The organism is Streptomyces sp. NPDC054796 (genome assembly GCF_053611545.1).
The window spans coordinates 1-24,071 of sequence record NZ_JBSHAO010000088.1 but is presented as its reverse complement, the minus strand read 5'-3'; the positions used below and the strand labels follow the sequence as shown (position 1 = coordinate 24,071).

Annotated in this window: 8 protein-coding genes; 1 reads left to right on the top strand and 7 read right to left on the bottom strand. The window is 72.3% G+C overall.

Annotation, left to right across the window (positions count from 1 at the left end; translation table 11 throughout):
• Window positions 1-782 precede the first annotated feature (782 nt).
• A complete protein-coding gene (locus ACWGJ2_RS37860) occupies window positions 783-1,979 on the top strand; it encodes an alpha-hydroxy acid oxidase (RefSeq protein ID WP_453350934.1) in 1,197 nt (398 codons plus the stop codon).
• 18 nt (window positions 1,980-1,997) lie between these two features.
• Here the strand turns inward: ACWGJ2_RS37860 and ACWGJ2_RS37855 are convergent, their stop codons facing one another.
• From ACWGJ2_RS37855 to ACWGJ2_RS37825, 7 genes are all read right to left on the bottom strand, one after another.
• Complete coding sequence (locus ACWGJ2_RS37855; protein ID WP_453350933.1) at window positions 1,998-2,873, bottom strand: 3-hydroxyacyl-CoA dehydrogenase family protein; 876 nt, start codon at window positions 2,871-2,873, stop codon at window positions 1,998-2,000.
• Entirely contained in the window at window positions 2,870-3,922 is a 1,053-nt protein-coding gene (locus tag ACWGJ2_RS37850) for an HAD-IIIC family phosphatase (protein WP_453350932.1), read from the bottom strand. The genes ACWGJ2_RS37855 and ACWGJ2_RS37850 overlap by 4 nt, the downstream gene beginning before the upstream one ends.
• 11 nt (window positions 3,923-3,933) lie before the next feature.
• Window positions 3,934-5,115 carry an acyl-CoA dehydrogenase family protein gene (locus tag ACWGJ2_RS37845; RefSeq protein ID WP_453350931.1) on the bottom strand — a complete coding sequence of 394 codons (1,182 nt, stop codon included), beginning with the start codon at window positions 5,113-5,115 and terminating at the stop codon, window positions 3,934-3,936.
• A complete protein-coding gene (locus ACWGJ2_RS37840; protein WP_453350930.1) occupies window positions 5,108-5,386 on the bottom strand; it encodes an acyl carrier protein in 279 nt (92 codons plus the stop codon). Before ACWGJ2_RS37840 ends, ACWGJ2_RS37845 begins: the two co-directional genes overlap by 8 nt.
• An 89-nt stretch (window positions 5,387-5,475) precedes the next feature.
• Window positions 5,476-6,474, bottom strand: a complete 999-nt coding sequence (locus ACWGJ2_RS37835; RefSeq protein ID WP_453350929.1) for a 3-oxoacyl-ACP synthase — start codon at window positions 6,472-6,474, stop codon at window positions 5,476-5,478.
• Window positions 6,471-12,431, bottom strand: a complete 5,961-nt coding sequence (locus ACWGJ2_RS37830; RefSeq protein WP_453350928.1) for a condensation domain-containing protein — start codon at window positions 12,429-12,431, stop codon at window positions 6,471-6,473. The genes ACWGJ2_RS37835 and ACWGJ2_RS37830 overlap by 4 nt, the downstream gene beginning before the upstream one ends.
• A gap of 45 nt (window positions 12,432-12,476) precedes the next feature.
• On the bottom strand, window positions 12,477-24,041 hold the full coding sequence (locus ACWGJ2_RS37825; RefSeq protein WP_453350927.1) for an amino acid adenylation domain-containing protein: 11,565 nt from the start codon (window positions 24,039-24,041) through the stop codon (window positions 12,477-12,479).
• Window positions 24,042-24,071 lie beyond the last annotated feature (30 nt).

Sequence of the window (24,071 nt, the reverse complement as noted above, 5' to 3'; positions counted from 1 at the left end):
GCACGAGTGTTTTCGATCCGCTGCGCCAGCCAAATTCCCTCTTGGCAATCGGACAGGGGCAAAGCGTAACCGTCCTGGCCCTTCATCTTTCCCCTCTCAACGGGTAAACGCCACCCGCCGCTCTTGTTGCTGCTTATCGGTCGCTGGTCGGCCGCTATCGGCCGTCACCGGGCCGCACTTCACCCCAGCGGCAGATGCGACTGGGGTTTATGTACCGAGGTTCCAGTTCCGTGACGGCATGCACAATGCTGTCCAAGGTGCCAGTCGATTGGACACCTGGTCCCGCCATCCGTTCGCCGAGCACGGTCTTCTCTTCGCGTGGGGAACGAAGGAGTTTTTGGTCATGGATCAGTTCGCTCAGAACGATACCTACGGGCCGTCCCGATTCCCACCTGCCGACCGCTCGGCCGGAGTGGTGGCGGGAGGGGAATTCCCGCGGGAGTGCCCGCGCGGAGCGGCAGGTGGCGGACAGGCGGGCGCGTCCAACCGACCGTTCTTGTCACTTGGACGCACAGTCCAGGGTGCGCGAGAACCACGGAAGCAGGGTGCGCGAGAACCACGGAAGGCCGCTCCTCACGAGGGAGCAGCTTCGAGGCGACGGCGGCCTGCCTGCTTGTCTGTCCGCCCGTCAGCCGGCGAGCCGCACGCTTCGCCCACCTGTCTTCATCCGACCGCATCCTCCCCCATCCGCTGTTCTCCTGGAAAGGGTGTCCGTAGTCAGACTCCCGGGCGGGACCCTAGAGTTCGGTGGTCTCGGCTCTCTCACTGGAGTGGTGTCCCGCATGGAGACGGACTCGACGACGGACTCGACGGACGAACCCGTGCCGGGGCCCGCCGACCCGCGGCGCCCGGTGGACGAGCCGCCGTCGGCGCGGCCGCTTTCCCTGGCCGGGTTCGCCGACGCCGCCGCCTCCGTGCTGCCACCCGATGTGTGGGACTTCGTGGCAGGGGGCAGCGGCGGGGAAACCACGCTCGACGCCAACCGTGCCGCCTTCGACCGGGTCTTCCTGGTGCCCCGGGTGCTGCGCGACGTCTCGGGGTGCGCCACGGACGCCGCTCTGCTGGGGCGGTCGGCACGGATGCCCGTTGCCGTGGCGCCCGTCGCCTACCAGCGGCTGTTCGACCCGGCGGGCGAACTGGCCACAGCGCGCGCGGCGAAGGCGGCGGGGGTCCCTTTCACCGCGAGCACTCTGAGCAGCGTCCCGATCGAGGAGATCGCCGAGGTCGGCGGCTCCGTCTGGTTCCAGCTCTACTGGCTCCAGGACACCGCGCTGGCCCTCGACCTGGTGCGCAGGGCCGAGGACGCGGGGTGCGAGGCCGTGGTGCTCACCGTCGACGTGCCGTGGATGGGCCGCAGGCTGCGGGACGTACGGAACCGCTTCGTCCTCCCCGGTCATGTGCGCGCCGCCAACCTCACGACGACGACGTCGGCTGCGGCACCTTGGTCGGCGGAACCGACGGCGGGTGACACCGCACACCGTCGGCTCGCCGACGCCTCCGCCGTGGCCGAACACACCAGTCGGACGTTCTCCTCCTCGCTGACCTGGGCGTCTGTGGAAATGCTGCGCCGAAGCACGCGGCTGCCGCTGGTCCTGAAGGGCGTCCTGTCCCCCGAGGACGCCCTGCGTGCGGCGGAGTGCGGCTGTGACGCGGTGGTGGTCTCCAACCACGGGGGCCGTCAGCTCGACGGGGCCGTCCCCAGCATCGACGCGCTGGCCGGGCTGGTGTCGGCCGTGGGAGCGACCTGCGAGGTGCTCCTGGACAGCGGTGTGCGCGGCGGCACCGATGTGCTGAAGGCCCTGGCCATGGGCGCCCACGGCGTGCTCGTCGGACGGCCGGTGATCTGGGGACTGAGCACGGCGGGGGAAGCCGGTGTGCGGCAGGTCCTGGAGCTGCTGGCCGACGAACTCCGGGACGCACTGGGCCTGTCGGGATGCGGCAGCGTCGACGAGGCCCGTCGGCTGCGGGCCGTCCGCTGACCCGGCTTGGGAGACCCGTCAGGGTGTGGCCGTCGGATAGGTGTGGAATCCCGAGGCGCTCTTGCGGCCGGTACGGCCCTCGGCGACCAGCTTGGCCAGCAGCGGGCTGGGCAGGAAGCGGGGGTCGTCGGTGTGTGCGTAGAGCACGTTGAGAGTGTCCACGACGGTGTCCAGTCCGATGAGGTCGGCGGTGGCGAGGGGCCCGGTGGGGTGGCCGAAGCAGTCGCGGAAGATCCGGTCGACGACGGCGGGGGTGGCGGTGCCCTCATGGACGACGGTCGCCGCCTCGTTGATGGTCAGCATCAGGACGCGGTTGGTGACGAACCCCGGGGCGTCGGCGACCACGACGGGGGACTTGCCGAGGGAGACGAGCAGATCGAGGGTCCGTTGCAGGGTGGCCGGGCTGGTGGCGGCGCCCCGCGCCACTTCCACGGCGGTTTTGACGGGCGCGGGGTTCATGAAGTGGGTGGCGAGTACCCGGTCCGGACGCGAGGTCACGGCGGCCAGCGCGGCCACGGGCACGGCCGAGGTGCAGGACGCCAGGATCGTGTGCTGCGGGCAGATCCGGTCCAGCTCGCGGAAGATGTCCTCCTTGAGCGGCTGACGTTCCGCGGCGCACTCGACGACGAAGGCGGACCGGTGCAGGTCGGCCAGGTCCGCCGTCCAGTGGACGCGCGCGAGTACCGCCGCCACGTCGGGACGTTCCCCGCCGCTCAGCACCGCCTGCCGCAGGCCGCGGCGCAGGCGCCGGGGCGCGGTCTCGCGGGCCTCCGGGGACGGCTCTGTGACCGTCACCTGGTGCCCCGCGCGAGCGAAGCACAGGGCGACACCCACACCCATCTGCCCGGCGCCGACGACGCCGACGGGATCCAGGTCCTGGACTGTCTCGGTCATGAGGGTGCTCCCGCGTCGGTGATGAGTCGGACATGGCCGGGCGGCGACGGCAGGGGCCGGCCGGGGTCGTAGGCGAGGAGCATCCTGCCGTCGTGCCGCTCGGCGAGCGCGAAGCCCGCGAACCGGAGGGTGACCAGCATGATCCGGTTCACCTCGGTGGGCACGAACCAGGCGTACGGGGTCAGGCCGCGGGCCAGGGCGGTGCGGACGAGGTGGTCGAGCAGTGCGGAGCCGACGCGGCGGGACATGACGCGGCAGGACATCAGCAGCAGATGGAGCACGGCGCGGTCCCCGGTCAGCTCCGTGACCGACAGGCCGATGGTGCCGTAGTGCCCGAAGCGGTCCTCCAGGTCGGCGACGAGCACCTCGTGCGTGTCGGACCCGGCGAGTTCGCGGAGCTGTTCCTCGTCGTAGGTGAGGCCGGTGGTGTTGAGCTGGTGGGTGCGTACGGTCAGTTCGCGGGCGCGCGCGAGGTCCTCGCCGGTGGCCCGGCGGACGTTCATGACGAGCCCGAGCCCGGTCAGGAACTCCTCGGGTGTCCCGGCGAAGTCCTCCTGCGCGGTGGTACGGGCCTGCTCCGCCCGGTACATCCCGCGCCGGGCCCCGGCCTCCGGTGTGACGGTGCCGGGCCGGAACTCGGGCAGTGCCGCCAGTTCGGGCACCCGGTGCGCCGGATAGCAGCGGACCTCGGGCAACGCCGCCCGCACCTCGGCCAGTTCGAGCCCGTCGTTGTCGATGAAGGCGACCGTGTCCAGGCCGATGTTCAGGGTGGCGGCGATCCGCCGTACGGCCTCGGACTTCGCACCCCACCCGATCTCCAGGGCGCTGAAGTAGCCCGCCAGGCCGTGTGCGGTCAGATGGGCGTGCGCGACGTCGTGGTCACCGCGGCTGGCCACGGCGTGCAGGATGCCCCGGCGGTCGAGTGCCTCGATGGCCGCGACCGCGGCGGGCAGCGGCCTGGCCGGGTCGCCCTCGACGACGACACCGTCCCAGACGGTGTCGTCGAGGTCCCAGACCAGGCACTTGACCTCGCGAGTGCTCGTCGTCATGTTCTCCCCCTTCAGGATGCCGTGCCGGGCCCTCCACGGCGCAGCACGAGGTCCCCGATCAGCACCTCGGCCACTTCACGGGAGCCTTCGATGATCTGCATGACGCGTGCGTCGCGGAACAGCCTGCCGACGGCACTGTCCGGGCCGCAGGCGGCGGAGCCGTGCAGTTGGAAGGTGTCCTGGCTGACGGAGGCCGCCGCCGAGGCCGCGGCGTACTTGGCCACCACGGTCTCCGCCAGGGCTTCGGGCGAGCGCCGGTCCCGCAGGTCGGCCGCGTGCCCGCACAGTTGCCGCGCGCCCGCCGCCGCCACCTGGGCACGCCCCAGGACGGCCCGTACGGCCTGGTGGTCGGCGAGCCGGACGCCGCCCTGGGTGCGGTGGGCGGTGTGCCGGGCCGCGTACGTCAGACATGCCTCGGCCAGCCCGGTGCAGCCCCAGGCCACCGTGTGCCGCCCGTGGTCGATGGCCGCCGCCGCCACATGGGACAGGCCGAAGCCGGGCGGTGCCACGAGATGGGAGGCGGGCACCCGGACCTCGTCGAAGGTGAGATGTGCCAGCCCGGCGGCGCGCATGCCGAACGGTTCCCGGACCGGCTCGACGGTCACTCCCGGCCGGTCGGACTCCACCAGCAGGGCCGCCGTCCGCCCGCGCCCGCCGTCCGATCGCCCGACCCCTTCCCCGCCCGCTCCCCCGGCCGCTGTCCGGTCCTCCGTACGGCCGATGACCAGGAACACGTCGGCGATCGTCCCGAAGGTCACCCACAGCTTGCGCCCGGTCACCGCGTATCCGGTGCCGTGTGCGCGCACGGACGTCCTCAGTGCGCCGAGGTCGCTGCCCGCGCCCTCCTCGGTGGCGGCGAATCCCGCCAGCCGGTCACCGGCCGCCAGCGCCGGCAGCCAGGCGGTGCGCTGTTCGCCGGTCCCCCAGCGCAGCAGCGCCGACGCGACCATGCCCTGGACGGTGACGAGGCCGCGCAGCGCGCTGCACACACCGCCGAGCAGCGCGCACGCCTCGCCCAGTTCCCGGGCGCTCGCCGCGGCGCCGCCGTAGTCGCGGGGGAGGTCGGCTCCGAGCAGCCCGCCCGCCGCCATGGCCTTGACGATGTCGCCGGGCAGCTTGCCCGCCCGGTCCCAGGCGTCCGCTTCGGCGCGTGCCGCGTCGGCGAAGGCGGCCACGTCCATGAGGTCACCCATCGGCGTGCTCCGGAACGCCGCGCTTGCGCCGTACGAACGCCGCGATGCGCGACGCCGTACGGAAGTTGTCCAGGTCGAGGTCTTCCACCTCGACTTCGACGCCGAAGCGCACCTCGACCTGGGTGACCAGTTCGAGTGCCAGCAGCGAGTCGACCAGGCCCTCGCTCACGTAGTCCTGGTCCACGGTGAGCTGTCTGCCTCCGGTGGCGGTGGACAGGAACTCCAGAATGCTGTCGGTGATGTCGTCGTCCGGATGCCGTTGCGCGTTCATGCACCCCCCATTCGTCGGACCCTTCGTCGGATTCCATGTGCCGGCTGGTACGTCGGTCCGGTGCGGGAGCACACCCGCTCGTCCGGCCGTCAGAGGAAGAGTGCGTCACCGTCCCGCTCCCCGTGCCCGACGAGCATCGCGCTCCAAGCCGCCGCCGGGCTCATGTTGAGGACCACGGCCGTCCCGCCCTCGGGCAGTTCGCCGCGTTCCCTCGCGGTCTCCAGGTTGAGCAGCGCGTCGTTGGGCCCGAGGTGGCCGTTGGTGCGGAGGTTGTCGGCGCACGCGTCGGAGATCTTGACGTCCAGTGCCTCGGCCACGACCCGCAGTGCGGCGGACGACAGGTTCTGGCCGACCCAGCAGGAGACGGCGTCCCGGTCCACGCCGTTGCGCTCCAGCAGCCGCCGCACCAGGTCCGTGATCCGCTTCCTGGACTCGACCGCCAGCTTGAAGCTGTAGCGGGGCAGGTCGGTGCACTCCTCTCGCCACTGGTCCGCGTCGTGGTCGCGGTAGTCGACCTGGAACAGGTCCCAGTAGGCGCCGCTGGTCTCCAGCAGGATGTCCCTGACGCGCAGCGGGCCCTGGCGTGTCACCAGGACCGCCTGGCCGCTGTCGCCGTTGACGGTCACCGGATGCCGGTAGCGGCGGCGCGTGACGGGCTTGCTGCCGTGCAGCACGAGGATGTGCCCCGCTTCTGGGTACGCGGTGAGCAGGCCGCCCGCGCTGAGCAGCGCCGGCACCACGGTGGCGCAGCCCAGCCCGCCCACCGAGAACGCCCAGGCCCGGTGCGCGCCGAGCGCCGCCTGGACCCGGGTGGCCTCCGAGGTGGAGAGGGTCTCAGGAGCACGGGACTCGATCATGATCAGGCCGTCGAGCCGGTCCGGGCTGAGTCCGGCGGCGGCGAGCGCCCGCTTCCCGGCACTGCTCGCGAGGTCCACGGCGGACAGGCCGTCGCCGACGGTGACCTGTTCGATGCCGAGGGCCAGGCAGGAGGCGCGTTCCTGCGCGGTCTGTTCGGCCAGTTCCGGCAGGTCGGTCAGGGGCACCCGGTCCGGCAGGTGGGTGACGGGTGTGTGCAGGGCGAAGCTCATTCGGAGACCCTCCGCTCCAGTTCCTCGACCTCGGCCTGGCTGAGCGACACCAAGGGGAAGTCCGACGGGACGTGCCCGCCCGCGTCGGGCCGCGCCGCGTGCGCCGCCAGTCCCGTGAGGACCGCTGCCCAGCTCTCGCACAGTTCGGTCAGCTCGCTCTCCTCGAACAGCTCGCCCGAGCCCCACAGGAGCAGTTCCAGCGTCCGCCCCTCGGGGCCGTCCTGGACGGCGCCCATCGCTTCGAGCGCGTGGCCGAGGAACGTGGTCTCCTCCAGGTCGCCGCCGGTCTCCAGCAGTCGCCAGCCGTCGGCCGCGCCGTGCCCGGTGGCGTCGTGCCCGGCCGCGTCGTGCCCGGCGGTGCCGTTCCCGCCCGGTGCGGCGATCGGCCCGGTCCCGGAGAGTGTGCCGAGGTAGTTGAAGCCGACCGACGCTCCTGGCAGCCCGGCGAGCCCTGCCCCGGCCTCGGGAGCGAGATGACGCAGCAGCCCGTAGCCCAGGCCGTTGCCGGGGATGGTGCCGAGCTGTTCCCTGACCCGTTTGACGACGTGTCCGGCGGCGGGTCCTCCGGCCCGCACCTCGGCGAAGTCGATGTCCCCGGGGTCGAGGCGTACGGGGTAGGACGAGGTGAACCAGCCGACGGTCCTGGACAGGTCCATCTCGCCGTCCAGCGGCTCACGGCCGTGGCCCTCCACGTCGATGACCACGGGCCCTGCCCCGGTGCCGCGCGCGGCCCGCCATTCGGCGACCGCCGTGGTCAGCGCGGCCAGCAGGACGTCGCCCGTCCCGGTGTAGAAGACGGCGGGGACGGCCGTCAGCAGTTCGTCGGTCACCTCGGCGGGGACCGGGACACGCACACGCTGCCCCTTCCCCACCGTGTCACGGCCCGGGTCGAGGGGGCGTCCGCCGAACTGCGGCTCGCCCGGCGCGAGAACGGCTTCCCACACGGGGAGCTGGGCCTTCCACGAGGGGTCCTCGGCCTGCGCCGCCAGCTCCCGTGCCCACCGGCCGAACGAGGTCGGCACCGGGGGGAGGGACACCGGGCTCCCGGAGGCGAGGGCCGCGCAGGCAGCCGCCAGGTCGGGGAGCAGCACCTGCCAGGACAGCACGTCGACCACCAGGTGGTGGACGGCGATCAGCAGCCTCCCCTCCTTCTCGGCGCCCCGGTCGAGCCATACGTACCGGGTCATGTCCCCGGTGTCCGGGGCGAGTTGCCCGGCGGCCTCGCCGCTCTCGCGTTCGGTCAGTGCGGCCAGCGCTTCGGGGCCGAGGCCCGTCGCGTCCACCCGGCGTACCTCGGTGGCCGACTCCGGTGCGGTGCCTCCTGTCTCCGGAGCTGCCACCTCCAGTGACCAGGAGGCCGGGTCGTCGGCGTCCTCGCGTACGAGGCGGGCCCGCAGCATCTCGTGGTGGGCCGCGACCGCCCGTGCCGCGGCGGTCAGTGTCTCCTGGTCCAGTCCGGCGGGGACCGCCACCACCACGCTCTGGGTGAACCTGCCCGGCATTCCGGCCCGCTCGGCGAAGTCCCGCATGACGGGGGTCAGCGGGACCCGGTCCACGGTGGTGGGGTCCGCGGTGGTGCGGTCCATCGTGGTGCGGTCCGTCGTGGTCCGGTCCGCCGTGGTCCGGTCCGCGCCGCCGAGCGGGGTGTCCTGCGCGGGGGCGTGGGCGGCCACCGTGGCCGGACCCGTGGCCACCGCCGCGAGCGCTACGGGGGTCTTCAACTGGAACAACTGCCGCTGGGTGATGACCACTCCGGCCCTGCGGGCACGCGCGACGAGCTGGATGGACATCACCGAGTCGCCGCCGAGCGCGAAGAAGTCGTCCTCGGGCCCGACCCGCTCGGCGCCGACGAGTTCCCCGAACAGCCGCCGCAGGACGCTCTCCGCGTTCTCGGGCGGTGCGACGGCCTCCCCGTCGAGGGCGCTCGCTGCGGGTGTTGCCGGTGTTCCGGCTGCCGCGGGTGCCGTCTCCGGGGCACCGCTCGTGGTCGGGACGCCGCTCGTGGTCCCGGTGCCGGGAGGGGCGGCCGTCTCGGCGGGCGCGGAGGGAACGGTTTCCGCCGTCGGCCGCTCCGCCCGCCGCTCCACCCGCCGCACCTGGCCCTCCGGACGCGGCAGCCTCCCGATCGCCGTACCCGGCTCCGCGACGGCCGCCGTCGCCAGCGCCGGGAACCAGCGTGCGAGATGTTCCGCCGTAGCGTGGTCGAAGAGCGAGGTCGCGTACTCGACCTCCCCGATCATGGCGCCGGACCCGGAGTCGACGAGCGAGAAGGAGAGGTCGAACTTCGCGGTGCCGGGCACGACACCCCCGATGTCGGTCCCCCAGTAGCGCCCCACGTCCAGGCCGACCATCCCGCCCTGGTACTGGGGAACGTTCTGATACGTGTACGTCACGTCGTACAGCGGGTGCCTGGCCAGGTCTCGCGGCATGTTCCCGGCAGAGATGATCTTGTTGAGGGGGATCTCCTCATGGTCCAGGACACCGGCGACGGTGTCCGCGCACCGCCGCACCAGGGAGTCGAAGGAGATGTCCTCGCTGATGCCGCGGGTGCGGAACGGCGGAAGGCTGTTGAAGTAGCCGACGAGGTCCTGCACATCGGGGTGGACGCGGCCCGAGGTCGCCACCCCGATGACGACGTCGTCGTGCCCCGACCAGAGGTGGATGAGCCCGTCGAGCACGGCGAGCATGGCCACGAAGGTCGTGACGCCGTTCCTGCGGCTGTACTCGCGCAGCCGCTCGGCGACTTCGGCTTCGACGGTGAAGGCGACCTGACCGCCCTCGTACTCCTGGACCTCCGGGCGCGGGCGGTCCAGGGGCAGTTCGGGGCGGCTCAGCCCGTCGAGCTGGTCACGCCAGAACTCCAGACCGCGCCCCAGCCGGGGCCCGCTCAGCGCGGAACGGTGCCAGGCCGCGAAGTCCTGGTACTGCGCGGGCAGTTCGGGGAGCCCGGGGTCTTCGCCCGTGGTCCGCGCCCGGTAGAAGGCGGAGAGGTCGCGGCTGAAGAGCTGGGTGGATCCCCCGTCGTACACGATGTGATGGAGCGTCAGAGCAAGGACGTGCTCCTCCTCGGCCAGCTTGATGAGGAGGGCGCGGTACGGGGTGTCCCTGGTGAGGTCGAAGGGGGCCGAGATGGTGTCCAGGATGAGGTCCTGGACACGCCCCGGGCGCTGCTCCACCGGTATCCGGCTGACGTTGACCGACGCCATGAGGGGCTCGGGCGCCGTGTAGGTCACATATGGGCTGCCGTCGTCATCGGTCAGGAAGAGGCTTCGGAGGCCCTTGTGCCGTACGGCCATGTCGGCGAGCGCGTCCTGCATGGCCACCTCGTCGAGCGGCCCCCTCAGATGGACCAGGACGGGGACGTTGTAGAGCGGGCTGCCCGGGTTGACCTGGTCGAGGTACCAGAGTGGTTCCTGGCCGAAGGAGAGGGGCATCGGGCGGTCGGGCGGGAGCGGGGTGATCGGCTCGTCGGCCGTCGCCGTGCCGTCCTCCTCGGCGCTCGCGGCGAGTTCGAGCAGCCGCGTGGCCAGCCCTCGGACCGTGCGGTAGGTGTAGAGGTCGGAGAAGGTGACCTCCACGCCGAAGTGCTGCTGGAGGCGGCGGAGCAGTCCGACGCCGACGAGCGAGGTGCCGCCGAGCATGAAGTAGTCCGCGTCGGGCCCGATGTCGGGCTCCTCCAGCAGTTCCGTCCAGATCGCCGCGACCCTGCTCTCGGTCGCCGCCCGGTCGGAGGGCGCCACGGCCGTCTGAGCCGTCGCCGCCCCCTCCGTCGGGCCTTCGCCGGGCCGGGGCCTGGCGGGCAGGCGGCAGCGGGTCGGCTCGAAGGGGTAGGTGGGGGCCTCGATGCGCGGCGGGGGGTTGTCCCGGTAGTGGCGGTCCCAGTCGAGGGGGGCACCGAGCGCGTACAGCCTGCCGAGCCGTTCCAGGACGCCGCTCCGGGAGCCGTCGGCGGCCAGTCCGACCACCGGAAGTCCGGGCGCCAGCGCGGCGATCTCCCGCGCCAGGACTCCCCCGTCGCCCAGCGCCACCGCGACCGCGCCGTCCCTGACGAATCCGGCCGCCACCCGCTCCAGCCGTGACCGGTCCAGTTCGGCGGTCAGCCGGTGTCCGGCCGCCTCGGCGACGGCCGCCGCGAGCGTGATCCGACCCCGTGCGGCGCGGACGGCCAGGTTGCCCGCGCCCGTGCCGATCAGGCTGACGTCCGTCAGTCCCAGCGATTCGGCGACGTGGCACAGTCCGTACTGCCGCACGACCAGCGTGGCGGCGGGACCCAGCGACTCCGTCTCCGGGCCCTGGCACTCGGCGGGTACGGGGAAGTCCGTGCACAGCCGCGCCCAGACCTCGTCGTCGATGAGCGCGTCCCCGGAGAACAGCAGCACCGGCCGGGGTGCGTCGGCCGCCGCCTCCTCGGGCAGAGGGGCGGCGCGCAGCCGCGCGGCCAGTTCGCCGGTGTCACCGGCGGTGACCGCGATCCGGTAGGGGTGGTCGTCGCGTCCCCGGTTCAGGACGTGTGCCACGGACCGCAGAGGCTGGTCCGTACGCTCGGCGAAGGCGGCCACCAGGCCGCGGTAGCGGTCGAGCGCGGAGAGCGCAGCGGCGGAGACGGTGACCAGCTCCGTGCCCTGCCCGGTGCCCGCCTCCGCGTCGCGCTCCGTGAGCGGTTCGGCGCCGGACGCGTTCACCGGCTGGCGGGGCGCTGCGGGCGGCGGCTGTTCCAGCACCGCGTGCACGTTGGTGCCGGTCAGGCCCCAACTGCTCAGGCCGGCGCGGCGCGGAGTGCCCTCGGGCTGCCAGGGCCGCTCTTCGGTGTTCACGTACACCGGGCCGCCGAAGTCGATCAGCGGGTTGGGGGTGCTGAAGTTGGCTGCCGGGTAGTGCGTGCCGTGCCGCAGGGCCGACATGACCTTGAAGAGTCCGGCGATACCGGCCGTGTTCCCCAGGTGCCCGATGTTCGCCTTGACGGAGCTGATGGCGCACTGGCGCCCGGTCACGCCCGATTCGGCGAAGGCGCGGCGCAGTGCCTCCACCTCGACGACGTCGCCGAGTGGTGTGCCGGAGCCGTGGCACTCGATGTAGCCGATCGTGCCCGCTTCGACCTGGCCGTCCCGCCACGCGTCGGTCATCACCTTCGCCTGGCCGAGCTGGCTGGGCGCCGCCATGCTGGCGGCGCGGAAGCCGTTGTGGTTGACGGCGATGCCCTTGAGGACGGCCAGGACGTTGTCGCCGTCGGTGACCGCGTCGGTCAGCGGCTTCAGCAGGACGATGCCGCCTCCTTCCCCGGCGACCAGTCCGTCGGCCGCGGCGTCGAAGGGGCGGCAGTGCTGGTCGCCGGACTCCAGGCCCTGCATGGGTATCCAGTCGGCGCGCCTGATGAGCCGGGGGAAGAGGTTGACGCCGCCGACGACCGCGAGCGGCACCTCCCGCGCTCGCAGCTTGCCCACCGCGAGCCCCAGCGCGGACAGCCCGCTGCTGCACGCGGTGTCCACCACCAGAGCGGGTCCCTGGAGGTCGAACAGGTAGCTGAGCCGTGCGGCCAGGGCCGCGGTGGAGGTGCCGAGGATGGACTCCACGTCCCGCTCGCCCCCCGCAGCGGCTCCCGGGTCGATCGCCGCGAGCAGCACCGCGGCGTCCGTACCGCGCAACGCCGAGGGCGCGTACCCGGCGGATTCGATCGCCTGGTGGGTGAGGAGCGCCAGCAGCCGCTGGTGCGGCTCCATCAGCTCGGCCTCGCGGCGGGGCAGTCCGAACAGCTCGTGGTCGAACAGGTCGATGCGGTCGAGGTATCCCATGGCGAGGTACGGCACGTCGGGGTCGTCGTCACTGGATCGCATCCGGTCGGCTCCCGGCATGCCGACGCTTTCCCGTCCCGACCGCAGGTTGGTGTGGAACGCGGCGAGGTCGACGGCCTCGGGAAAGATCCCGGCAGCCCCGATGATCGCGACGTCGTCCTTCCTCATCTCTTCTCCGATGTTCGAATCGGTCCGGGACAGGTCCGGCTTCCGCTACAGCTCGTAGGTGTGCTCGTCGTCGACGGACAGCGGCCGGCGGCGGTCGACCGCCTCGGCCATGGCTTCGATGGTCGAGAATTCGAAGAGCAGCGCGACGGGAAGTTCCTCGCCGCTGAGGCGGGCGAGTTCGTTGCGCACCGTCAGCAGGGACAGGGAGGTGCCGCCCATGTCGAAGAACTTCTCCCGCATGCCGAACTCCTCGTGGCCCAGCACCTCGCACCAGACGCGGTGCACGGCACGCTCCGTCGCGGTGCGCGGCCCGCGCTCCCCCGCCGGGCGGGCGTGCTCGGGCGCGGGCAGCGCGGCCCGGTCGATCTTGCCGCTCGGGGTGAGCGGCAGCGCGTCGACCGGCACGATCGCCGCCGGGACCATGTGGTCGGGCAGCGCCCTGGCCACGTGCTCGCGCAGTACTTGCGGGTCCGCCTTCCCGCCGTCCGGGACGACGTAGCCGACCAGTTGCCGCTCGCCCGGCCGGTCCTCCCTGACGGTCACCGTGGCCCGGGTGACGTCCGGGTGGGAGGCCAGCAGCGCCTCGATCTCACCGGGTTCGATACGGAAGCCCCGGATCTTGACCTGGTCGTCGACGCGGCCCACGAACAGCAGCTCTCCCCCGGCGCCCCATTTCACGAGGTCCCCGGTCCGGTACATCCGCGCGCCCGGCGCATAGGGGCAGGCCACGAACCGTTCGCCGGTGAGACCCGGGCGGCCGACGTAGCCCCGGCCCAGGCCGGGTCCCGCGATGTACAGCTCGCCCGTGGTGCCGGCAGGGACCGGCTGGAGGAAGCCGTTCAGTACGTAGAGCCGCATGTTGTCGACCGGGTGGCCGAGGGGCGGCGAGGGGTCGGTGGGCCCTGAGCCCTCCGGCAGTGCGACGGCGGCGGACATCACCGTCGTCTCGGTGGGCCCGTATCCGTTCCACATCACCGCACGGCTTCTCCAGCGGCTGACGAGGTCCGAGGTCAGGCGCTCGCCGCCGAGCAGCCAGTGGCGCACCCCGGTCACCGTTTCGGGGTCCAGCACTCCCAGCAGCGAAGGCACCACGCTGGCCACGCTCGCGCCCGACTCCCGGATCATCCCGGCCAGCGCGTCCGGATCGACCCGCTCCCGTTCGGAGGCGATGGCCAGCGTGCCGCCGCAGGTCAGGGTGCCCGCCACGTCCAGCACCGACGCGTCGAAGCTGAACGAGGCGAACTGGAGCGTCACCACTCCCTCGGCCGCGCCCAGCCCAGCGCGCATCCCCTCCGCCGTGTTCAGCAGCGCCCGGTGGGAGACCGCCACGCCCTTGGGGCGGCCCGTGGAGCCCGACGTGTAGATCACGTAGGCCAACTGGTCCGGAAGCAGGTGCCTCGGCGGAGTGGGTCCGGGGCCCGCCGCGGCGGCCTGCTCCGCTTCCTCCAGCAGCAGGCCCTGGCCGGGCCGCAGGGGGACCCGCGACAGCGTCCCGGCGGTGCCGAGCACCACTACCGCGGCGCTGTCGGCGACCATGAAGGCGAGCCTCTCCGCCGGATACTCCGGGTCCAGCGGTACGTACGCGCCACCCGCCTTCCAGACGGCCAGCTGCGCCACGATCATGCCGGCTCCGCGCGGCAGGCACAGGCCGACCAGGCTCTCCGCGCCCACGCCGAGGCCCGTCAGGTGGCGCGCCAGTCGGTCGGACCGCTGCTCCAGTTCCGCGTACGACACCGTCACGGAGCCGCACCGCACCGCCGTCGTCTCCGGTGTGCGGCGTGCCTGCTCCCGGATGAGGCCGACCACGGTGCCGGGCGGGAGCGTGCGCTCCCTCCCCTCTCCTCCCGCGAGGACCAGGGCGCGCTCGGTGTCGTCCAGCACGTCGAGTTCGCCGATACGGGCCCGGGGGTCGTCCGCCACCCGGGTCAGCACCCGGATCAGCCGCTCGGCGACGGTGCGGACGGTGCTCTCGTCGAACAGGTCCGTCGCGTACTGGAGCTGGCACGACAGTCCGTCGGGCTCGCCGCCGGTGCCGGTCAGCTCACGTATCAGGAACGCAAGGTCGAACTCCGCCGACGACGCCTCGAAGGGCTCGAACCTCACGCTCAGACCGGGGAGTGTGGGCCTGGCCGCTGGGGTGTTGTGGAAGGCGAAGCCGACCTGGAACAGCGACTGCCGGGACAGTGAGCGGTCGGGGTTGAGGACCTCCACCAGGCGGTCGAACGGCAGGTCCTGGTGGGCGTATGCGGAGAGGTCGGCCTCTCTGACCCGGCGGACCAGCTCGGCGAAGGTGGGGTTGCCGCCGACGTCGGTGCGGAGCACCAGGGTGTTGAGGAAGTAGCCCACCTGCTCGTCGAGGACCTCGTCGCCACGGCCCGCGACCGCCAGCCCGAAGGGGATGTCGTCGCCCGCTCCCAGCCGGGACAGCAGCACCGCGGTCGCGGCACGCGTCACCATGGCGACGGTGGCATCGCACTCCCGGGCGGTCTCCCGCAGCCGCTGATGCGCCCGCGCGGGCAGCAGGACCGAGAGGGTGCGGCCACGGTGGCTCGCCGCCTGGGCGCGTGGCCGGTCGAACGGCAGGTCCAGCTCGCCGGGCAGGTCCCTCAACGTCTCTGTCCAGTAGGCGAGTTGACGGCCGAACAGGCTCTCAGGGTCCTCCTCGTCCCGCAGCAGCTCACGCTGCCACAGGGTGAAGTCGGCGTACTGCACGGGCAGTGGAAGCCGGTCCGGGGCGCGCCCGCGTATCCGTGCCGCGTACCCGGCCGCCACGTCGCGCAGCAGCACGTCCACCGACCACCCGTCGGCGGCGATGTGGTGCACGACGACCAGCAGCACATGTTCCTCGGGCCCTGCCGCGAACACGGTGGCGCGCCAGGGCGGGCCCGCTTCCAGGTCGAAGCCGCGTGCCGCGCCCTCGGCGAGGGCAGCGGGCAGTTCCTCCTCGCGCACCCGCACCGTCGGCACGCGGGTGTCCACCTCGTCCAGCACCTCCTGGTACGGGACTCCGGCGGCCTCTCCGTAGACCGTCCGCAGCGTCTCGTGGCGTTCGACGGTGTCGCCCCAGGCGGCCTCCAGCGCGCCCACGTCCAGGCTGCCGCTCAGCCGCACGCTCAGCACGATGTTGCTGGCGTTGTCCGGGCCGACGAGCCGGTCGAGGAACCACATGCGCTGCTGCCCCGGGGACATCGGCAGCGGTCTCGGGCGCTCTGCGCGGACGATGGCGGGGCGGGCTGCCGCGAGCCCGCCGAGGCGCCGGGCGAGCAGCGCGGGGGTCGGTGCCTCGAACAGCATCCGGTTGGACAGCTCGACGCCCAGCACTGTCCGTATCCGTCCGACCAGCCGGGTGGCGAGCAGCGAGTCGCCGCCGAGCTGGAAGAAGCTGTCGTCGGCGCCGACGTGCGATGTCTCCAGGAGCTGTCCGAAGAGGAAGCAGAGGATCTCCTCCTGCGGGGTGAGCGCCTTGCCGCCTGTATCGGCGGGGACCAGCGCGGAGCGGTCGACCTTGCCGTTCGCCGTCAGCGGCAGCCGGTCCACGACGACGGTCTCCGCGGGCGTCATGTACTCGGGGAGGCGTGCGGCCGCGTACTGCCGTACCGCGTCGCCGATCTGTGCTCCCCGGGTTCCGGGCACGACGTACGCGACCAGGCGCTTGTTCGCCGCCCGGTCCTCGCTGACGACGACCGCCGCCTGGGCGACCTCAGGGGAACGCGCGAGGACGGCGGCGATCTCGTCCGGCTCGACGCGGTAACCGCGGATCTTCACCTGGTCGTCGGTCCGGCCGAGGAATTCGAGCGCGCCCTGCCGGTTGCGGCGGACCCGGTCCCCGGTGCGGTACATGCGGGCACCCGGGGTGAAGGGTGAGGCGACGAAGCGTTCCGCGGTGAGCCCGGGGCGCCCGAGGTAGCCGAGGGCGACGCCGTTCCCGGCGACATACAGTTCGCCGGGCACGTGCGCCGGCACGGGCCGCAGCACGTCGTCGAGCACGTAGAGGCCGACCCCGGCACGCGGGGCGCCCAGCGGCAGCGGATCGGGCGCCGCCGTGCCGGGCGGCACCGTGTGGACGGTGGCGCACATGGTCGTCTCGGTGGGCCCGTACAGGTGGCGGATCGACGTGTCCGGGCAGGCGGCGGCCACCCGGGCGACGGCCTCGGCGGGCACCACGTCACCGCCCGTGAGCACATGGCTCAGCCCTTCGAAGCACTCCGGGCACTCCTGCGCCAGTACCCGGAACAGGCCGGCCGTCAGATGCGCCGAGGTCAGTCCCGCTTCGGCCACCAGCTCGGCGATCAGGTCGGCGTCGGCCACGATGTCCTGGGGGGCCACCACGACGCAGCCGCCGTTCAGCCACGGCACCCAGATCTCCAGGGTGGCGGCGTCGAAGGTGTGCGGTGCGTGGAAGAGCATCCGGCTCGTGGCGACGTCGCCCCAGCAGGGGTCGGCGGCCAGTGCGGCGACACCGCCGTGGGTCACCGTGACGCCCTTGGGTGTACCCGTGGAGCCGGAGGTGTACATCACGTAGAACGCGGAGTCCGGCGACGCCCCGGTCATGGGGCCGGTCATGTAGTCGGACGTGAGGTCGCCGGTGGGGTCGGCCGCGGCGTCCCGCAGCACGGCCTCGGTCACCTCGAAGACCGTGTCGGCGTCCTCGCGCTGGAACCCGGTGCGCTCGGCCGGCCCTTCGGGGTCGAGCGGCACGAAGGCCGCCCCCGCCTTGGCCACCCCGAGCAGCACGACCAGCAGTTCCGCCGAGCGTGGCAGGGTCACGGCCACCCGGTCCCCGCAGCGCACCCCCTGTGCGGCCAGGAAGCGGGCGAACGTGTCCGAGCGGCCGTCCAGTTCCCCGTAGCTCAGGCTCGTCTCGCCGGACACGACGGCCGTCAGGTCCCGGCAGCGCTCGACGACGCGGCCGAACCGCGCCGTCACCGTCTCTCCCGGCGCCACGTCAGGTGTCTGGTCCGGGCCCGAGGTGAGCCGTTCCCGTTCGCTCTCCGGCAGGGTGTCGAGGTCGCCCAGCCGCAGCCGCTGGTCGGCCGCGAACTGCTCCAGCACCCGTACGAGACGGTTGCCGGTCTCGCGGACGGTGTCCTCGTCGAACAGCTCGGGCCGGTGGTCCAGGCGCAGTTCCAGGCCGCCGTGGGCGGGTTTGGCGCCGAGGGCCAACGCGAAGTGCGTCGATTCGCGGGTCGCGGTGCCCGTGAGCGTCAGGCCCTCAACGGAGGGCGCTACGGCGGTCGGGTCGTCCGGGTAGTTGCCGAAGGCCAGCAGGGTGTCGAAGCCCGCGCCCGGCCCGGCGAGCCGCTGGATCTCCGTGAGCGCCAGGTGCTGGTGGTCCAGCAGCGCCGCCTGCTGTGCCTGGAGACCGGCCAGCAGCTCGGCGACCGTCAGGCCCGGATCGAGCCGTACGCGGACGGGGACGGTGTTGATGAACAGGCCGAGCATGTCCTCCATGCCGGGCAGTTCGGCGGGGCGGCCGGAGACGGTGGCGCCGAAGACCACGTCCCGTCGTCCGGCCAGCTGTCCGACCACGACGGCCCAGGCCGCCTGCAACACGGTGTTCAGCGTCAGACTGCGGGCGCGGGCCAGCGCGTTCAGCTCTCGGGCCAGCTTTTCGTCGGCGGCGACGGTCACCACGTTCGACACGGTGGACACGGCCGTAGGGGCGAGCGGCGCGACGAGGGTGGGTTCCTCCAGCCCGTCCAGCGCCTGCCGCCACGCCGCGCGGGCCCCCTGCTGGTCCCGGTCGGCCAGCCAGCCGAAGTAGTCGCGGTAGGGGGCGACTTCGGGGAGGCCGCTCGCGCTGCCGCCGGCCGCGTAGCACGTCCACAGCTCCCGCATCAGGATCGGCAGGGACCAGCCGTCCAGCAGGATGTGGTGCAGGGTGATCATCATCCGGTAGCGGTCCGCTGCCACCTTGACCAGCAGCACTTTCACCAGCGGCGGGCGCGCGAGGTCAAAGCGGCGGGCGCGTTCCTCTACGCCGATGCGCTCCGACTCCTCCCAGGCGGCCTCGGCGGTCAGCCCGGACAGGTCTTCCTCGCGCCAGGGCAGCGTCACCTGCTGGGGGATGACCTGGACGGGATGCTTGCGTCCCGTCAACTGCCAGAAACCGGCGCGCAGGCTGGTGTGCCGGTCCACGAGCGCCTGCCAGGACCTGCGCATCGACGGTGCGCTCAGCTCGCCCTGGAGGTCGAGGATGATCTGCTCGACGTAGACGTCCTCGGCCTGGCCGTCGAAGAGGGCGTGGAAGAGCAGCCCTTCCTGGAGCGGTGTCACCGGCAGCACCTCGGACAGCTTCGGGATCGCCGTCTCCAGTTCCTCGACCTGGCTCTGCCGCAGCGTGACCAGCGGGGTGTCCGAGGGGGTGCAGCCACCGCTGTCGGGTCCGGCGGCGTGGGTGGCCACACCACCGAGCACGGCCGCCCAGATGTCGAGCAGCTTCCGCGCGTCCGCTTCCTCCAGCAGCCTCTCCGGCCAGGAGAGCCGGAGGGTCAGCTCCGGGCCACCGCCGGGCCCGTCCTGAGTCAGAGCCTGGATCTCAAGGGCGTGCATGACCGGGGCCGAGCTGTGGAGGGCGGCGCCGGGTACGGGCGTGGGAGCGCCGGGGGCGCCGGGTCCGGTCTCGGGCGCGGAAGCGGGGGCGCCGGGGGCGGGCGTGGCCGCAGGCTGCCAGTCGCCGCCACGGGACGGGAGGCGGCCGAGGTAGGTGAACCCGATCTGGGCCGTGGCGAGGCCGGACAGGGCGGCGGCCGTCTCGGGGTTGAGGTACCGCAGCATGCCGTAGCCGAGCCCGTCGCCGGGCACGTCCCGTAGCTGCTCCTTGACCCGCTTGACCACACGGCCGGCGGCGGGGCCGCCCTCGCGCACCTCGGTGCCGCGCACGGCGCCGGTGTCCAGCTTCACCGGGTGGATGCCGGTGAACCAGCCCACCGTCCGCGACAGGTCGGCTCCCGCGCTCAGCGGCACACGCCCGTGCCCCTCCACGTCCACCAGGAATCCGCCCGCGGCGACGGTTGCCACTCGCCACTCGGCGACCGCCGCCGCGAGGCCCGCCAGGAGCACGTCGTCGACGCCCGCGTGGAACGCCGTCGGCACGGTTGTCAGCAGCGCCGATGTCACCTGGGAAGGCACCTCGACCGACACCCGTCGCACTGTCGCCTCGGTGTCACGGTCCGGGTCCATGGGTTCCAGGGTCAGCAACGGGTCGCGTGTGCTCAGCAGGCGCGTCCAGTGGGACAGTTCACCGGTCCGTCGCGCGTCGGTGGCCTGCGCGGCCACCTCGCTCGCCCACTGCCGGAACGACGTGGCCACCGGATCGAGCACGGGCCGACGGCCGTCCGCCAGTGCCGCGTAGGCCCGCGCCAGGTCGGGCAGCAGGATCTGCCAGGACACCGTGTCCACCACGAAGTGGCTGATCGCGAGAAGCAGCCGTCCCGGCTCGCCCGGCCCCGCGTCGAGCCACACCGCCTGAAGCATCACACCGGAGCGCGGGTCCAGCCGTTCCACGGCCCACCGCAGCCGCGTCTCGGCCGCCGGTTCGAGGTCCTGGCCGGTGACGTCCACCCGGTGCAGGAGTTCCTCGGCGGCGACAGCGACGGCGCTCGCCTCGGGAACCACCAGCCGCCAGCCGCCCTCGCCCCCGTTCCCGTTCCCGTTCTCGCCCCCGTCCGCGCTCCCGCCCTCCAGCCTCGCCCGCAACACGTCGTGACCGTCCAGCACGGCACGCAGAGCACCGGTCAGCGCCGCCGGATCCAGCCCGGCCGGGGTCACCAACGTCGCCGACTGGAAGACCTCGGCAGCCTCCTCCGGACCGGCCCGGTCCAGCAGCTCCCGCATGACCGGGGTCAGCGGGACCTCGCCGGTGGCTGGCATGCCGCTCGGCACTGCACCGTCGGCGCCGTCCGCATCCGCATCCGCATCCGTGGCGACAGCGACGGCCACGGCCGCGAGACCGGCCGGGGTACGGTGCTCGAAAACCTGGCGCGACGTGATCACCAGGCCCGCGCGGCGTGCGTGCGAGACCAGCAGCATCGACAGGATCGAGTCACCGCCGAGTGCGAAGAAGCTGTCGCCCGGGCCCACCCGCTCCAGTCCGAGCACCTCGCCGAACAAGCCGCACAGCAGCGCACTGCCGGGCGTCTGCTGGGCAGCCTCTTCGAACGGGCCGTCTGCCGGGAGGGCCGACAGTGCCACCAGTGCGGCCCTGTCGAGCTTGCCGTTGGGCGTCAGCGGCATCTGGTCGAGGGCGATGACCGCCGACGGCACCATGTAGTCGGGCAGGACCGTGGCCACGTGTTCGCGGAGTCGCCGCGTATCGGTCTCTCGTCCGTCGGCTACGACGTAGGCGACGAGCCGCTTGTCGCCGGGCCGGTGTTCGCGGACCATGACGGCGGCCTGTCCGACGTCGGGGTGGGCGGCGAGCACGGACTCGATCTCGCCTGGCTCGATACGGAAGCCGCGGATCTTCACCTGCTCGTCCGCTCGGCCCGCGAACTCCAGCAGGCCGTCGGCCGTCCAGCGGGCCAGGTCTCCCGAGCGGTACATGCGGGCGCCCGGCACGAAGGGGTTGGCGACGAAGCGGTCAGCGGTCAGGTCCGGGCGGCCCACGTATCCGCGTGCGAGACCGGCGCCCGAGACATACAACTCTCCCGTCACGCCGGGGGGAACCGGCCGCAGGAATCCGTCCAGGACGAAGACCTGCGCGTTGCCGATCGGGGCGCCGATCGCGGGCGGGGCGTCGTCGGAGGCGATGCCCTCGTTCAGGAGGGTGGCGGTGGTGATGACGGTGGCCTCGGTCGGGCCGTAGGTGTTCCACACCCGCGACTGGGCCCGCCACTTGGCCGCCAGATCAGCGCTGAGACGTTCCGCGCCCAGCACCCAGTTCTCCACGCCCCACACGGTGGACGGATCGAGTACGCCGAGGAGAGAGGGTACGACGCTTGCGACACTCACTCCCGTGTCACGGATCATGGTGGCCAGCGCCTTCGGATCGGCGCGTTCCTCGCCGGACGCGATGGCGAGGGTGCCGCCCACCGCGAGGGTGACGGCCACGTCCAGCACCGCCGCGTCGAAGGAGAACGACGCGAACTGAAGCGCCGTCACACCCTGGTCCACGCCGAGGACGGGACGCATCACCTCCGCCAGGTTCGCCACACCACCATGAGCGACCGCCACCCCCTTCGGACGCCCCGTCGAACCCGACGTGTAGATGACGTACGCCAACTGCTCAGGCACCACCGGTACGTCCAACGGTCGGGATTCCTTCGCCGCGATGGCCGCTGCGATGTCCGGGGCATCCAGCACCACTACAGAGGCCGCGCCGCCCTCGATATGCGCCACCGCCTCTCCAGCGGCCAGGACAACCGTGGCTGCGCTGTCGGACACCATGTACGCGAGCCGGTCGGCGGGGTAATCGGGGTCGAGGGGGACGTAGGCGCCCCCGGCCTTCCACACACCGAGCATCCCCACGACCATGTCGACGCCACGCGGCAAGCACAGACCCACCCGCGACTCGCGCCCCACACCCAGGCCCGTCAAATACCGGCCCAACCGGTTGGCACGCTCCTCCAACTCCCCGTACGACAGCACCTGTTCACCCGACCGCACCGCCATGACATCCCGAGCTGACGCCACCCGCGCGGCGAACAGCTCCGGCACAGAGCCCGCCGACACCGGCCGCGCCGTGTCGTTCCACTCCCCCACCACCCGCGCGCGTTCGGCCTCGTCCAGCACCTCGACATCCGCCAAGCGCACATCGGGGTCGGCGGCCACCTGCTCCAGCACCCGCACCAGCCGGTCGGACAGGGCATGAACAGCCGCCGCATCGAGCACGTCGGGCCGGTAGTCGCATCGGAGGACGAGGTTGTCGTGGCGCGCTTTCACACCCAACGCGAGCGCGAAGTCCGTCGATTCACGCAGGTCGGCATCCGTGAGGGTCAACGCCTCGGAGGAAGGTTGCGCGAACGGGTCGCCCGGATAGTTCTCGTAGGCGAGGAGGGTGTCGAAGGTGGCACCGGGACCGGCGAGCCGCTGGATCTCGGTGAGGCTCAGATGCTGGTGATCGAGCAGCGCCGACTGCTGGGCCTGGAGCCCTGCCAGCAGTGCGGTCACGGTCTGGGCCGGATCGAGCCGCACGCGCACGGGCACGGTGTTGATGAACAGGCCGAGCATGTTCTCCATGCCGGGCAGATCGGCGGGACGCCCGGCCACCGTGGCGCCGAAGACCACGTCACGACGCCCGACGAGCTGGCCCAGGACCACGGCCCACGCCACCTGCACGACCGTGTTCAGCGTCACCCCATGGCCACGGGCCACCTCCCGCAAGGAAGCAGTCAGCCATGTGTCCACTGTCGTGGTCACCTTGTCCGGCAGAGAGCCCACTCCAGCGTCATCGGCTGGTGCGACGCGGGTGGGTTCCTCCAGCCCGGCGAGTGCGTCTCGCCAGGCGTCGCGCGCTGCCTGCTTGTCCTGACGGGTCAGCCAGGCCAGATAGTCACGGTACGGAGCCACGGCGGGAAGGCCCGACGCACTGCCACCGGCCGCGTAGCAGGCCCACAACTCCCGCATCAGCACAGGCAGCGACCACCCGTCCAACAGGATGTGATGCAACGTCACCAGCATCCGATACCGCTCCGGAGCCACCCTGACCAACGCCACCCTCAGCAACGGCGGCCTCGCCAGATCAAACCGCCGGGCCCGGTCCTCGCCGCTGATCCGCTCCGCCTCCGCCCAGGCCGCCTCCTCCCCCAGCCCGGACACATCCTCCTCACGCCACGGGAGAGCCACGTGACGCACGACCATCTGGACGGGCTGCTCCATCCCGGCGAGCTGACGGAACCCCGACCGCAGCACACCATGCCGCTCCAGCAACGCCTCCCACGACGACCGCAACACCCCCGCATCAACACGCCCCTCAAGCGTGAGCACCATCTGCTCCACATACACATCCCTGCCCTCCTCATCGAAGAGAGCATGGAAGAGCAACCCCTCCTGGAGCGGGGAGACCGGCAACACCTCCACCAGCCCGGACACGTCCGCCTCCAGCTCCTCCACCCGCTCCTGATCCAGGGTGACGAGAGGGAAGTCGGACGGGGTGTGCCCGCCGCTTCCGGGACGCGTGACGTGAGTGGCCAGGCCCGACAGCATCGCCGCCCACACATCAAGGAGGGCCTGCGCGGAAGCCTCCTCCAGCAGCCGCTCGGGCCAGGAGAGCGTGAGGGTCAACTCGGGGCCGTCGACGCGGTCCTGGACCGCACCCAGCACCTCCAGCGCATGCATCACCGGTGCCTGTGCGGCAGCGCTCGCTCCCACGCCCTCGTCCGACAGCGCCCACTGTCCGTCGCGCCCGACGAACTGCCGCCCGAGGTAGTTGAATCCGATCTGGGCCGAGGGCAGCTCCGCCATGGCGGGCGCTGTCTCAGGGTTGAGGTAACGGAGCATGCCGTAGCCGAGCCCGTCACCGGGCACAGCCCGCACCTGCTCCTTCACCCGCTTCAACACCTGCCCGGCCGCCGGGCCGCCGGCACGCAGATCCGCCGGGTCAAAACCACCCGCCGCCAACCGCACCGGCTGCGCACTGGTGAACCACCCCACCGTCCGGGACAGGTCCACACCCTCACTCAACGGGACACGGCCATGCCC